The sequence below is a fragment of the Streptomyces sp. NPDC053474 genome (genome assembly GCF_044544845.1).
Taxonomy (GTDB): Bacteria; Actinomycetota; Actinomycetes; order Streptomycetales; family Streptomycetaceae; genus Streptomyces.
The window spans coordinates 94,544-107,203 of sequence record NZ_JBITXV010000021.1 but is presented as its reverse complement, the minus strand read 5'-3'; the positions used below and the strand labels follow the sequence as shown (position 1 = coordinate 107,203).

At 74.1% G+C, this 12,660-nt stretch carries 15 protein-coding genes; 6 read left to right on the top strand and 9 right to left on the bottom strand.

Annotated elements, in window-relative coordinates; translation table 11 throughout:
* The first annotated feature begins 113 nt into the window (after positions 1 to 113).
* Positions 114 to 905, top strand: coding sequence for an SURF1 family protein (locus tag ACIG3E_RS36315; RefSeq protein WP_399624486.1), 792 nt, complete (start codon positions 114 to 116; stop codon positions 903 to 905).
* Positions 906 to 924: 19 nt separating this feature from the next.
* Here the strand turns inward: ACIG3E_RS36315 and ACIG3E_RS36310 are convergent, their stop codons facing one another.
* The gene (locus ACIG3E_RS36310) at positions 925 to 1,200 is read right to left on the bottom strand and encodes a hypothetical protein (protein WP_399624484.1); all 276 of its coding nucleotides are present in this window, start codon (positions 1,198 to 1,200) and stop codon (positions 925 to 927) included.
* A gap of 169 nt (positions 1,201 to 1,369) precedes the next feature.
* On the opposite strand from ACIG3E_RS36310, the gene ACIG3E_RS36305 reads away from it, so the two are divergent.
* A complete protein-coding gene (locus ACIG3E_RS36305) occupies positions 1,370 to 3,163 on the top strand; it encodes a glycoside hydrolase family 15 protein (RefSeq protein ID WP_399624483.1) in 1,794 nt (597 codons plus the stop codon).
* Positions 3,164 to 3,168: 5 nt separating this feature from the next.
* Positions 3,169 to 3,924: an SDR family oxidoreductase gene (locus ACIG3E_RS36300; RefSeq protein WP_399624481.1), complete on the top strand. Its 756-nt coding sequence runs from the start codon at positions 3,169 to 3,171 to the stop codon at positions 3,922 to 3,924.
* Positions 3,925 to 4,122: 198 nt separating this feature from the next.
* On the opposite strand, the gene amaP is transcribed toward ACIG3E_RS36300, so the two are convergent.
* The 5 genes from amaP to ACIG3E_RS36275 all read right to left on the bottom strand — a co-directional run bounded on the left by amaP (position 4,123) and on the right by ACIG3E_RS36275 (position 6,728).
* A complete protein-coding gene (gene amaP, locus ACIG3E_RS36295) occupies positions 4,123 to 4,701 on the bottom strand; it encodes an alkaline shock response membrane anchor protein AmaP (RefSeq protein ID WP_366792405.1) in 579 nt (192 codons plus the stop codon).
* 7 nt (positions 4,702 to 4,708) lie between these two features.
* A complete protein-coding gene (locus ACIG3E_RS36290; RefSeq protein WP_399624480.1) occupies positions 4,709 to 5,527 on the bottom strand; it encodes a DUF6286 domain-containing protein in 819 nt (272 codons plus the stop codon).
* Entirely contained in the window at positions 5,524 to 5,919 is a 396-nt protein-coding gene (locus ACIG3E_RS36285) for a hypothetical protein (protein WP_399624478.1), read from the bottom strand. The genes ACIG3E_RS36290 and ACIG3E_RS36285 overlap by 4 nt, the downstream gene beginning before the upstream one ends.
* Before the next feature lie 3 nt (positions 5,920 to 5,922).
* The gene (locus ACIG3E_RS36280) at positions 5,923 to 6,108 is read right to left on the bottom strand and encodes a hypothetical protein (protein ID WP_138959002.1); all 186 of its coding nucleotides are present in this window, start codon (positions 6,106 to 6,108) and stop codon (positions 5,923 to 5,925) included.
* Between the two features lie 125 nt (positions 6,109 to 6,233).
* Positions 6,234 to 6,728: an Asp23/Gls24 family envelope stress response protein gene (locus tag ACIG3E_RS36275; protein WP_399624476.1), complete on the bottom strand. Its 495-nt coding sequence runs from the start codon at positions 6,726 to 6,728 to the stop codon at positions 6,234 to 6,236.
* Between the two features lie 92 nt (positions 6,729 to 6,820).
* Here ACIG3E_RS36275 and ACIG3E_RS36270 point away from each other — a divergent pair, with 92 nt between their 5' ends.
* Entirely contained in the window at positions 6,821 to 7,669 is an 849-nt protein-coding gene (locus ACIG3E_RS36270) for a nucleopolyhedrovirus P10 family protein (RefSeq protein ID WP_399624473.1), read from the top strand.
* Positions 7,670 to 7,701: 32 nt separating this feature from the next.
* On the opposite strand, the gene ACIG3E_RS36265 is transcribed toward ACIG3E_RS36270, so the two are convergent.
* The 3 genes from ACIG3E_RS36265 to ACIG3E_RS36255 form a co-directional block, all read right to left on the bottom strand.
* Positions 7,702 to 8,514: an enoyl-CoA hydratase/isomerase family protein gene (locus ACIG3E_RS36265; RefSeq protein ID WP_399624471.1), complete on the bottom strand. Its 813-nt coding sequence runs from the start codon at positions 8,512 to 8,514 to the stop codon at positions 7,702 to 7,704.
* Positions 8,515 to 8,652: 138 nt separating this feature from the next.
* Entirely contained in the window at positions 8,653 to 8,874 is a 222-nt protein-coding gene (locus tag ACIG3E_RS36260) for a helix-turn-helix domain-containing protein (protein ID WP_030684175.1), read from the bottom strand.
* Positions 8,875 to 9,288: 414 nt separating this feature from the next.
* On the bottom strand, positions 9,289 to 10,887 hold the full coding sequence (locus ACIG3E_RS36255) for an ABC-F family ATP-binding cassette domain-containing protein (protein ID WP_399624468.1): 1,599 nt from the start codon (positions 10,885 to 10,887) through the stop codon (positions 9,289 to 9,291).
* A gap of 383 nt (positions 10,888 to 11,270) precedes the next feature.
* On the opposite strand from ACIG3E_RS36255, the gene ACIG3E_RS36250 reads away from it, so the two are divergent.
* On the top strand, positions 11,271 to 12,161 hold the full coding sequence (locus ACIG3E_RS36250) for a neutral zinc metallopeptidase (protein WP_399624466.1): 891 nt from the start codon (positions 11,271 to 11,273) through the stop codon (positions 12,159 to 12,161).
* Positions 12,162 to 12,238: 77 nt separating this feature from the next.
* Complete coding sequence (locus tag ACIG3E_RS36245) at positions 12,239 to 12,649, top strand: VOC family protein (protein WP_399624464.1); 411 nt, start codon at positions 12,239 to 12,241, stop codon at positions 12,647 to 12,649.
* Positions 12,650 to 12,660: the final 11 nt, after the last annotated feature.

Genomic DNA, 12,660 nt, shown 5'->3' with positions numbered 1-12,660 from the left:
CACGACGTGACGGCGGACGCCGTGATGTGACGGCGGACATACGAGAAGCCCCTTGAGCCCCCGACGGGACCCTCCCGTCGGGGGCTCGGTCGCGCACAGGTACCGTCAGAGGCGTGTACCGCTTCCTGTTGTCCCGCCAGTGGGTGATCCTCACTCTCATCGGCCTCGTCCTCATCCCCGTGATGATCGAGCTGGGCTTCTGGCAGCTGCACCGGCACGAGGCGCGCGTGGCGCGCAACGACAAGATCGCCCGGGTCATCGACGCCGAGCCGGTGCCCGCCGAGCGGCTGACCGCGCCCGGCCGCGAGGTGCGGGACTCCGACGTCTACCGCCGGGTCACGGCCGAGGGGACGTTCGACCCGAAGCACGAGGTCGTCGTCAGGCGCCGCACCAACTCCGACGACGAGGTCGGCTACCACGTCCTGACCCCGTTCGTCCTGCGCGACGGCAAGGTGCTCCTCGTGAACCGCGGCTGGATCCGCGCCGACGGGCCGCAGACCGCCTTCCCCAAGATCCCCGCCCCGCCCAAGGGCCGACTCACCGTCACCGGCCGTCTGATGGCCGACGAGACCTCGGCGGCCAGCGGCATCAAGGACGTCCGCGGCCTGCCCGACCGCCAGATCATGCTGATCAGCAGCGGCCAGCAGGCCCACGCCCTGGGCAAGCCGGTCCTCGGCGGCTACATCGCGCAGACCGCGCCGGAGAACCCCGGCGACTCCCCGCAGCTCATCTCCGCCCCCGACCACAGCAGCATCGGCCCCCACATGGCGTACGCGGTCCAGTGGTGGCTGTTCGCCGCGGGCGTGCCGGCCGGGTGGATCGTCCTGGTGCGCCGGGAGGTGCGGGACCGCCGCGCGGCGGCCGCGACAGAGGCGGCGCCCGAGGCCGCCGCGACCGCCGCCTGACGCACCCTCCGGACAGGCCCTACCCGCACCTCTCCCAGGGGTCGGGGGTGCCGTGCGAGAGGACCAGGCCGTACGACTCCACGAGCTCGCAGTCGTTCTGCTGGGTCCACTGGTAGGCCAGGACGGACCAGACCGCGATCGCGATCACCGCCACCACCCCCGGCACGCTCCAGCGGGACCCGCCCCCGGGCCCGCGGCCGCCGCCCGGAGGCGGGCCCTGCGGCGGCTCCTTGGGAGGCTCCCAGCCCGGCCCGTCGTAGCCGGGCGGGCGCCATCCGCCCTCGTTGTTTGGCATGCTCACGAGTATCCCGAAGGAGTGCCTCCCGCGTCCGGTGCTCGGGCGAAACCGCGAGGGCCTACCGCGGGAGCCGACCTCGGGGGCCAACCGCGCGCGGCCGGGCCCCGGTTGCCCCCCGCCGCCGCGGACCGGATTGGCGCGTCGGCGAACCGGGAAGCCGTCCCCCGTGCAGCGACCCATCGAGGACTACGCCCTCATCGGCGACCACCAGACCGCCGCCCTGGTGGCGCGGACCGGCTCCATCGACTGGCTGTGCCTGCCCCGCTTCGACTCCGCGGCCTGCTTCGCCGCGCTGCTCGGCGAGGAGGAGCACGGCCACTGGCGCATCGCTCCGCGGGGCGCCGACCTCTGCGCGCGCCGCGCCTACCGTCCCGACACGCTCGTCCTCGACACCGAGTGGGACACCCCGGGCGGCACGGTCCGCGTCACCGACTTCATGCCGCAGCGCGACCGCGCCCCCGACCTGGTGCGCGTCGTCGAGGGCGTCGAGGGCGAGGTGACCGTGCGCAGCACGCTGCGCCTCCGCTTCGACTACGGCTCGGTCGTGCCCTGGATGCGCCGCTCCGACGGCCACCGGGTGGCGGTCGCGGGCCCCGACGCGGTGTGGCTGCGTACCGAGCCCGACGTCCGCTCCTGGGGCCGTGCGGACGCCACGTACGCCGAGTTCACCGTCCGCGCGGGCGAGTGCGTGACCTTCGTGCTCACCTGGCACCCCTCGCACGAGCCGCGCCCGCCGCTCATCGACGTCGAGCGGGCGCTGCGCGAGAGCGTCGACGACTGGCGGGCGTGGGCGGCGCACTGCCGCTACGAGGGGCCGCACCGCGACGCCGTCGTCCGCTCCCTGATCACCCTCAAGGCCCTCACGTACGCCCCGACCGGCGGCATCGTCGCCGCGCCCACCACCTCCCTGCCGGAGGAGCTCGGCGGCGTCCGCAACTGGGACTACCGCTACTGCTGGCTGCGCGACTCCACGCTCACGCTCGCCGCGCTGCTCACCGCCGGGTACCGGGAGGAGGCCGAGGCCTGGCGCGACTGGCTGCTGCGCGCGGTCGCGGGCGACCCCGCGGACCTGCAGATCATGTACGGGCTCGGGGGCGAGCGGCGGCTGCCCGAGGTGGACGCCGCGTGGCTGCCGGGGTACGCGGGCTCGGTGCCGGTGCGCCTCGGCAACGCGGCCGTGTGCCAGCGCCAGCTCGACGTCTACGGCGAGGTCGTCGACTCCCTCTGGCTGGCCCGCCACGCGGGCATGGCGACGCGCCCGCACGCCTGGCGCATCCAGCTCGCGCTCATGGAGTTCCTGCGGCAGGTCTGGCGCGAGCCGGACGAGGGGCTGTGGGAAGTGCGCGGCCCGCGACGCCAGTTCGTGCACTCCAAGGTGATGGCCTGGGTCGCCGCCGACCGCACCGTACGCGCCCTGGAGGACCGGCCCGACCTGGAGGGCGACCCGGAGCGCTGGCGGCGGCTGCGCGACGAGATCCACGCCGAGGTGTGCGCCCGCGGCTACGACGCGGACCGGGGCACGTTCACCCAGTCGTACGGCTCGGCGGAGCTGGACGCCGCCCTGCTCCTGATCCCGCGCGTGGGCTTCCTGCCGCCCGACGACTCGCGCGTCCTCGGCACCATCGACGCCGTCCGCGAGGACCTCGGCACCCGCGAGGGCTTCGTACGCCGCTACAGCACCGACGGCATCACGGTCGACGGCCTGCCCGGCCACGAGGGCGTCTTCGTGGCCTGTTCGTTCTGGCTCGCCGACGCGCTGCACCTGTCCGGCCGTACGAAGGAGGCCCGCGCCCTCTTCGAGCGGCTCCTGGAGCTGGGCAACGACGTGGGGCTGCTCGCGGAGGAGTACGACGCGGCGCAGGGCCGCCAGTTGGGCAACTTCCCGCAGGCGTTCAGCCACGTGGGTCTCGTCACCACCGCCTTCTCCCTGTTCGGCCCCGACCCCGGCACGGCAGGATAGGGCGCATGGATCTTGGCCTGAACAACCGTGTCTACGTCGTCACCGGCGCCACCCGCGGCCTCGGCAACGCCACCGCGCGCGCCCTCGTCGAGGACGGCGCCAAAGTCGTCCTCACCGGCCGCGACGAGAAGACGGCCGCCGCGGCGGCCGCGGAGCTCGGCCCGAACGCGGTCGGCGTCGGCGCGGACAACGCCGACCCCGCGACGCCCGCCCGGCTCGTCGCCACCGCCCGCGAGCGCTTCGGCGGCTTCGACGGCATCCTCGTCAGCGTGGGCGGCCCGCCGTTCGCCTTCGCCGCCGACGCCACGGACGAGCTGTGGCAGGCGTCGTTCGAGTCGGTGTTCCTCGGCGCGGTACGGCTCGCGCGGGCCGCGGCGGCGGAGCTCGGCGAGGGCGGCGTCATCGGCTTCGTCCTGTCCGCGTCCGTGTACGAGCCCATCCCCGGCCTGACCATCTCCAACGGCCTCCGCCCCGGCCTCGCCGGATTCGCCAAGTCCCTCGCGGACGAGCTCGGCCCGCGCGGCATCCGGGTCGTCGGGGTGCTGCCGGGGCGCATCGACACGGAGCGCGTGCGCGAGCTCGACGGGCTCACCGCCGATCCGGAGGCGTCCCGGCACGCCTCCGAGTCGGGCATTCCGCTGCGGCGGTACGGGGCTCCGGAGGAGTTCGGGCGGGCTGCGGCGTTCCTGCTGTCGCCCGCGGCGTCGTACGTCACGGGCGTGATGCTGCCGGTCGACGGCGGCGCCCGCCACGGCTTCTAGCCCCGGGCTCCGGCCACAGCCCCCACCGCTACCGCGGCGGGGGTCTTCTCCCACCCGCCCACCCGTACCACCCCAGCGACCTGGCGGCTTGCCCGCCGTCGTCGGCGATGGCGCTCAGCCGAGACCATCCAGCCCGTCCGGCGATTGAGGACAAGCGCGGTAGCGCGGTGCTTGAACCGGTTCAGCGCCCCGCAAGGGCTAGCTCACGCGTTCCGGGCGGTGTTTGTCCGCCCGGAGCTGGACCGTCGCCGGCAGGCGGGCCAGGCCCGCCGAGTCCCGGGCATGGGCCAGGGCCTCCACGCACAGCCGGTGCAACGCGTCCTCGGGCACGGCGTCGGCCTCCAGGACGAGCCCCACCCGCGCCTCGGGCGCGTTGCGCCGCCCGGTCAGGAGGACCCGCGCCCGCCCGACCCCGTCGAGCCCCGCCGCCTCGCTCTCCAGGGCACTCTCCATGGCCCGGCCCCGTAGCAGCGCCCCCTCGCCGTCCCCGGTCTCGACCAGGACCTCCGCGAGGCGCCGCCGCCGCAGCTGGGCGGTGAGCCACCACAGCGACAGGAGCACGAGCAGCGCGAGGGCGCCGATGACGGTGGGCCACCACCAGCCGCGCTCGCGCCACCGCGTGCGCTGCGCCGCGCTGAGGAGCACGTCGTGCCGCCCGTCGTGCAGCCACCAGGACGGCGGCGAGGCGCCGAGGCCGACGGCGAGGACGGCCCCGCCGAGCACGACGAGGGCGAGGCCGACGAGGCCGAGCAGTACGCGGTTCACCGTACGGGGCATGGCGCGCTCACCCCTTCTTCCCGGGCCGGGCGACGTGGACGGAGAGCGTGGGCGGGCTGGCGAGCCCGAGGCCCCGGATGCCGTCGGCCAGGGTCCGGTCGAGGTCGCCGCGGACGTCGTCGAGGGCGCGGAAGTGCGACTCGGCCCGCACGTCGACCTTGGTCCGGGTCATGCGGACCCGGACCGACCGCACGCCCGCCACGTCCATGGCCCGGTCGCGCAGCACGGTCGCGGCGGCGGCCCGGTCGAGCCCCGCGCGGACGTCGGCGTGCCCGCGCCGCATCGGCAGGACGGCCCGCAGACCGGGCGTCGCCGCGAGGAGCAGCAGCCACAGGCCGACGACCACGGCGCCCGCGGCCCCGGCGAGCACGGCCGTGCTGTCCAGCGGCCGCTGCGCCAGCTCCCGCGCGAGCTCGCGCCGCCAGCGCATCGCGGGATGGTCGGCCCGCACCGCGACGACGTCGTACAGGAGGAGCCCGCAGCCGCCGAGGACCAGAAGCGCGAGGAGCGCGGCGGGCACGCGGCGCGCGGACCAGAAGCGGGGGGCCTTGTCCTCGTCGGGGGCGAGGGTGGGGTGCGCTTCGAAGGAGGCCGCGGACGTCCACTGCTCCGGCCCGGCCGCCGGATCGCCGCCGTCCGGGGCCCGCTCGACGACGGGCACGGGCCGGGTGCCGCCCGGCCCGTGGGCCCGGCCGGACTCGTCGGGAGCCTTGCGGGTCTCGGGGGCCTTGCGGGTCTCGGGGGCCTTGCGGGTCTCGGGGGCCTTGCGGGTCTCGGGGGCCTTGCGGGTCTCGGGAGCCTCGTGCGGGTCGTGGGGCTCGCTCATCGGGTCCTCCCCTGTGCCGCGGCCCGCGCCTGCGCCGAGTGCAGCCGCTCGACCTGGACCGCCACCTCGGGCACTTCCATGCCCGCCAACGCGTGTACCCGCTCGGTGACGTGGCGACGCACGGCCGCGCACTGGCCGCCGATGTCACTGGGGTAGTCCAGCTCCAGGCTGATGCGGATACGGGCGGCCGCGGCCGGGGCCTCACCGGCGCGCGCGGAGCCGCGCGCCCTGGCCAGGACGCTGACCGTGGCGTGCGGCGGCGCGGCCCCTTCGGGCAGCGACCACAGCGCTTCCCGTGCCGCGCGTGCGGCGATCTTCGCGATGACGCGGTCGGCGATCCGGGTCGCGCCGCGCTCGGCGGGCGCGACCTGCCCCACGACCTCCGCCGCCACCGCTCACCGCCGCCGGTCGCCGCGCGTACGGAAGAAGTCGCCGGGCTCCAGGTCCCCTTCGAGGAACCGGCCCGCGACGAAGCCGATGGCGCCCAACGCGGCCACCAGCAGGAAGGCGCCGAACCCGCCGAAGTACCCGGCGAAGCCCAGGGCCATTCCGGCGATCATGCCGATGACGGCCATGCTCATCGTGCGCTCCTTCGCTTCTGCGCGTGTGCTGTTGAGGCTGTTCCCGCGGGTGGCGCCCACGACTCCGACGACGCGCGTGCCGGATGGCGTGCGGGCCGTGCGGTCCGCGCCGTGCGCCGCGCGCGCTACTGCAGCCGGGGCTGTTCGTCGTCCTCGTCGTCGGGCAGCTTCACGTCGCTGACCGCGATGTTCACCTCGACCACTTCGAGGCCGGTCATGCGCTCCACGGCCGTGATGACGTTCTCCCGCACGGCGCGCGCCACGTCGGCGATCGACACGCCGTACTCGACGACGACCTCCAGGTCGAGGGCCGTCTGCACCTCACCGACCTCGGCCTTCACGCCGCGCGTGACGGACTTCGAGCTGCCGGGCACCCGGTCGCGCACGGCCCCGAAGGTCCGGGCGAGGCCGCCGCCCATCGCGTGGACGCCCACGACGTCACGGGCGGCGAGTCCGGCGATCTTCTCCACCACGCCGTCCGCGATGGTGGTGCGCCCCCGGGTCGCCGGATCACCGCCGCCGCGCCGTACCGACCCGCCCTTGCCCCCGGACTCGTCGGGCGAGTCGTGCGCGCCCTTCTCCAGCGTCTGGGGCGTCCTGCGCTCTCCGGTGTCGGTCATCACCGCGGTCCTTTTCGACAGGGGATCTGCTCCTCGCACCACACTAAGCGCGGCCCCGCGCCCGCGCGCCCGGGATGCGGCAGGCTGGAGCGATGACAGGTGACGGATGGGCGGCGGCGGTACGGCGCCAGCTGGGCCTCGGCCGGGTGCTGCCGCTCGGCGGTGCGGGGGACGGCGCGTGGTTGACGGAGGCGGCGGCCGCGGCGGTACTGCGCCGGGCGGCCGAGCGGGTGACGGGGGCACGGCTCACGGCCGTCCGTGTGGCCCCGGCCGGTCCGGAGGCGGCGGGCACCGGGGATCCGCCGGACGCGTACGTCTCCGCGGTCCCGGCGCCGCCGAGCGCGCTGCCGCCCGGGCCCCTGTGCGTCTGCGGGGAGGTCGCGGCGGGCACGGCCGAGCCGCTGCCCGCCCTGGTGTCCCGGCTGCGCGCGGCCCTCGCGACGGCCGCGGCGGACCGGCTCGGCCTGGTGGTCGCGCGGGTGGACCTGCGGGTCACGGAGCTCTACGACGAGCCGCCGGGGCCGGGCGAGCGGCCGGACCGGGACGGGACGGCGGCGCCCGTGCGCGACGCGGACCCCGCGAAACCCGTGGAACCCGCAGAATCCGCGGAACCCGCCGCCGAGGGCTCCTCCGACAGCTCCGAGGACTCCCCCGAGGACCGGATCGCCCGGGCCGTGCTCGCCGTGCCGGGGGTGACCCGGCTGACCGGTGTCTTCGGCGGCCTGGGGCGCGCGGTCCACGTACGGGAGCTCGCGTCGCCGGACTCCCTGCCGCGCCGCCACGCCCAGGTGGAGCTGGCCGTGGCGGCGGACCGGCGGGCCCTGGACGTGGCCCGCGCGGTGCGGGCGGCGGCGGGCGGCGCGCTGCCGGACCGGCCGTCGGTGGCGGTCCTGGTGACGGCGGTCGACGAGCCGGGCCGGGGCGGCACGCGGCCGGACTAGCCCCCAACTCCCTTACGGGTAGGGGAAGTTGCTCAGTCGCCGAGCCCGGCGAGGTCCCGCAGCCTGCGGGCCTGGGCGGCGCGCTCGGCGGCGCGCTGCTCCTCGTACGAGCGGCCCGATACGCCCTGGAGCAGGGCCTTGGTCTCGATGACCGCGTCGCGCGGCGCGGCGAGCAGCGCGGCCGCCAGGTCTCGCGCGGTGGCGTCGAGCTGGTCGCCGGGTACGACGATGTTGGCGAGGCCGACGCGCTCGGCCTCGTCCGCGTGCACGAAGCGGCCCGTGGCACAGATCTCCAGGGCGCGCGCGTAGCCGACGAGGGAGACGAGGGGGTGGGTGCCGGTGAGGTCGGGCACCAGGCCCAGGCTGGTCTCGCGCATGGCGAACTGCACGTCGTCGGCGACGACCCGCAGGTCGCAGGCCAGCGCGAGCTGGAAGCCCGCACCGATGGCATGCCCCTGTACGGCGGCGATGGACACGATGTCGCTGCGCCGCCACCAGGTGAACGCCTCCTGGTACTCGGCGATGGTCGCGTCGAGGACGTCGTCCGCGCCGCGCGCCAGATCGAGGAACGACGGCTCGCCGTCGAAGCCCTCGGGCGTGAACGCCTGCCGGTCGAGCCCGGCGGAGAAGGACTTGCCCTCGCCGCGCAGGACCACGACCCGGACGCTGCCGGGCAGCGCCCGTCCGGCCTCGGCCAACGCCCGCCACAGCGCGGGCGACTGGGCGTTGCGCTTGGCCGGATGGGTGAGGGTCACCGTGGCCACGGCGTCCTCGACCGTGAGGCGTACGCCGTCCTTGTCGAGAACCGGTGCCGCCGCGCTCTGTCGGCTGTCGGGCGAAGCCATCAGTGCCTCCGATGGGTGCAGTCGTCAGTCGGGGCGCTGGGGGCACCCCTAAGTGACTGCACAGTAACCACCCGGCCGAACGGACGGCCGACCGGGTGGTCACCCTCGGGCCACGAGAGCCGCGGACAGCGGCGGGTGTCAGACGGAGGCGGCCTTCTTGCCTCGCGTCGCACCGCCACGGCCGCGCAACACGACACCCGACTCAGTGAGCATCCGGTGCACAAATCCGTACGAACGGCCGGTCTCTTCGGCCAACGCCCGGATACTCGCACCGGCGTCGTACTTTTTCTTCAGGTCTGCCGCGAGCTTGTCGCGCGCGGCGCCGGTCACCCGGCTGCCCTTCTTCAGAGTCTCGGCCACCCGTGCCTCCTCATGGGAAGTGCGCTCTGGACTTCTCATGATCACCCCTACCGGGCGTCCTGGCCACCCATTCGGCAAGGTCCATGTGACTTGGTTCGCAGTACGGAAGCGGGCCGCCATGAGCGGAATGAACGATTCCGCACGCTTCCCTCCCTACCTCAGAATGGGTTCCGTGAGGAAGGGGCAGGTCAGGGGCGTGCCGGGAGAACAGGGGCGCACGGGCCGCGCGCGGTGCCGAAATGCGTGTATCGCACATCTCGGTATGAGGACGTCTCACACAGATGAAGGATCACGGATCGGCCGAATGATCCATACGGAGTGGATCAGTGATTCGATCACGCCCCCGGAGCCACCTGGGGCGGTGCACGTCAAGAGAGCCCTCGCCGGGCGTGCCGGGGAGGGCCCTCCAGCGGGTCAGGCGAGGGCGACCAGGTCCGCGTAGTCCGCGCCCCACAGGTCCTCGACGCCGTCCGGGAGCAGGATGATCCGCTCCGGCTGGAGCGCCTCGACGGCGCCCTCGTCGTGCGTGACGAGGACGACGGCGCCCTTGTAGGTGCGCAGCGCGCCGAGGATCTCCTCGCGGCTGGCCGGGTCGAGGTTGTTGGTGGGCTCGTCGAGCAGGAGGACGTTCGCGGACGAGACGACCAGGGTCGCGAGCGCGAGGCGGGTCTTCTCGCCGCCGGACAGGACGCCCGCGGGCTTGTCGACGTCGTCTCCGGAGAAGAGGAACGAGCCGAGCGTCTTGCGCACCTCGACGAGGTCGAGGTCGGGGGCGGCCGAGCGCATGTTCTCCAGGACCGTGCGGTCGGGGTCCAGGGTCTCGTGCTCCTGGGCGTAGTACCCGAGCTTGAGGCCGTGACCCTCCCTGACCTCGCCGGTGTCGGGCTTCTCGACGCCGCCGAGGAGGCGCAGGAGGGTGGTCTTGCCCGCGCCGTTGAGCCCGAGGATGACGACTCTGGAGCCCTTGTCGATGGCCAGGTCGACGTCCGTGAAGATCTCCAGGGAGCCGTACGACTTCGACAGGCCCTCGGCGGTGAGCGGGGTCTTGCCGCACGGCGAGGGCTCGGGGAAGCGCAGCTTGGCGACCTTGTCGGACTGGCGCACCTCCTCCAGACCGGCGAGGAGCTTGTCGGCGCGGCGCGCCATGTTCTGCGCGGCGACGGTCTTGGTGGCCTTGGCGCGCATCTTGTCGGCCTGCGAGTGCAGGGCCGCGGCCTTCTTCTCGGCGTTCTGCCGCTCGCGCTTGCGGCGCTTCTCGTCGGACTCGCGCTGCTGCTGGTAGAGCTTCCAGCCCATGTTGTAGACGTCGATCGTGGAGCGGTTGGCGTCCAGGTAGAAGACCTTGTTGACAACCGTCTCGACGAGGTCGACGTCGTGGGAGATGACGATGAAGCCGCCGCGGTACGTCTTCAGGTAGTCGCGGAGCCAGACGATCGAGTCGGCGTCCAGGTGGTTCGTCGGCTCGTCGAGGAGCAGGGTGTCCGCGTCCGAGAACAGGATCCGGGCCAGCTCGATGCGGCGGCGCTGACCGCCGGAGAGCGTGTGCAGGGGCTGGCCAAGGACGCGGTCGGGGAGGTTGAGCGCGGCGGCGATCGTGGCGGCCTCGGCCTCGGCGGCGTACCCGCCCTTGGTGAGGAACTCCGTCTCCTGGCGCTCGTACTGCTTCATGGCCTTCTCGCGCGTGGAGCCCTTGCCGTTCGCGATGCGCTCCTCGTTCTCCCGCATCTTGCGCAGGAGGACGTCGAGGCCGCGGGCGGACAGGACGCGGTCGCGGGCGAGCACGTCGAGGTCGCCGGTGCGGGGGTCCTGCGGCAGATAGCCCACCTCGCCGGAGCGGGTGATGGTGCCCCCGGCCGGGGTGCCCTCACCGGCGAGGCACTTGGTGAGGGTGGTCTTGCCCGCGCCGTTGCGGCCGACGAGGCCGATGCGGTCGCCCTTGGCGATACGGAACGTCGCGTTCTCGATGAGGATGCGGGCACCGGCACGCAATTCGATACCGGAGGCGGTGATCACGGTCAGACTCCTGGACGGGTAAGGCGGCGGAAGCGGGCGAGAGGTGCAAGGCGACATGCGCGCGCGGGGCGCGCCGCTGAGCCGTCTAATGCAGGAGGAGATTGGCCATGGGGCAATTCTACCGGGGGCGTGCAACCGATTTTCCGCCGCGCCCGGGCGGCCCGGTGCCCGGCGGAGTGCGGCGCGCACGGCCCGGCCGGGCCCCCTCCCACGGTCTCCCAGGGCCTCCCCCGGCGGCGCCCGGCCGGGCGGTACGGGCCCCGTCGCCCGTTCGGCCCTCCGTCCGGCGCCGGGACGCGGGCGGCGTACCAGGATGAAGTGGCCGGATCCGGCGCGGGGCGGCGCCACGCCGTCCCGGACGCGAGGCAGAGGCTGGTGCGCCCATGCAGTTCGACGACGACGCGAACCTCGACACCTCCGAGGTGAAGGACGTCCGCGGCAGCCGCGTTCCGGGCGGCCGGGCGACCGTCGGCGGCGGCATCGCCGGGCTGATCGCGCTGTTCCTCGGCCTGTTCTTCGGCGTCGGCCCCGACCAGCTCGGCCTGAGCGACTCCGGTGACGAGCCCGCCGTCTCGTCCTCGTCGCTCGCGCAGGTCCAGCAGAGCTGCCGCACCGGCAAGGACGCCAACGCCCGCGAGGACTGCCGGATCGTCGCCGTGGTCAACAGCGTCCAGGACTACTGGCGCCAGGAGTTCCCGCGCCGCCAGGGGCAGTACGCGCCCGCGCGGACCGTGTTCTTCACCGGGCGCGTGGGCACCGCGTGCGGCGCCGCGTCCTCGGCGGTCGGCCCGTTCTACTGCCCCGGCGACCGGCAGGTCTATCTGGACCTGGGGTTCTTCGAGGAGCTGCGGACCAAGTTCGGCTCCAGCGGCGGCCCGTTCGCGCAGGCGTACGTCGTGGCGCACGAGTACGGGCACCACGTGCAGAACCTGATGGGCACCCTCGGCCGCTCCCAGGACGGGCGGACCGGCGCGAACAGCAACGCCGTGCGGGTCGAGCTGCAGGCCGACTGCTACGCGGGGGTGTGGGCGCACAACGCCACGCGGACGCTCGACGAGTCGACGGGCAGGCCGCTGATCACCCGGCTCACGGACGACGACATCCGGGACGGCCTGGACGCGGCGGCCGCCGTCGGCGACGACCGGATCCAGGAGCGCTACCAGGGCCGGGTCACCCCCGAGTCCTGGACGCACGGCTCGGCGAAACAGCGCCAGCAGTGGTTCTACCAGGGCTATCGCACGGGTGACATGGCGCAGTGCAACACCTTCCGCTGAGCGGCCCGAGGGCGTTGTCGGACCCGGGTGCCATGCTGGGGAACACGTCACCAGGACTTCTTCGAGGAGTGGGCGACATGGCAGGTGGCAGGGGGCGGCCGAGCATCTTCCCGACGCTGCTGTACGCGGACGCGAAAGCGGCGATCGCGCAGCTCACGGAGGCTTTCGGCTTCACCGAGACGAGTGTGTACGAGAGCGAGGACGGCAGGGTCCTGCACGCCGAGCTGAGCTACGGCAACGGCGCGGTGATGGTCGGCTCCAAGGGCCCCGGCGGCGTCTTCGCGGAGACGATGCAGAACGCGGGACCGGCCGGGATCTACGTCGTCGTGGACGACGTGGACGCCCATCACCAGCACGCCCTGGAGCACGGCGCGGACATCCTGGTGCCCCCGACGGACCAGGACTACGGCTCGCGGGACTACCTGGCCCGGGACGTCGAGGGCAACGTCTGGAGCTTCGGTACGTACGCCCCCGAGATAGGCGGCTGACCGGCCCCGCA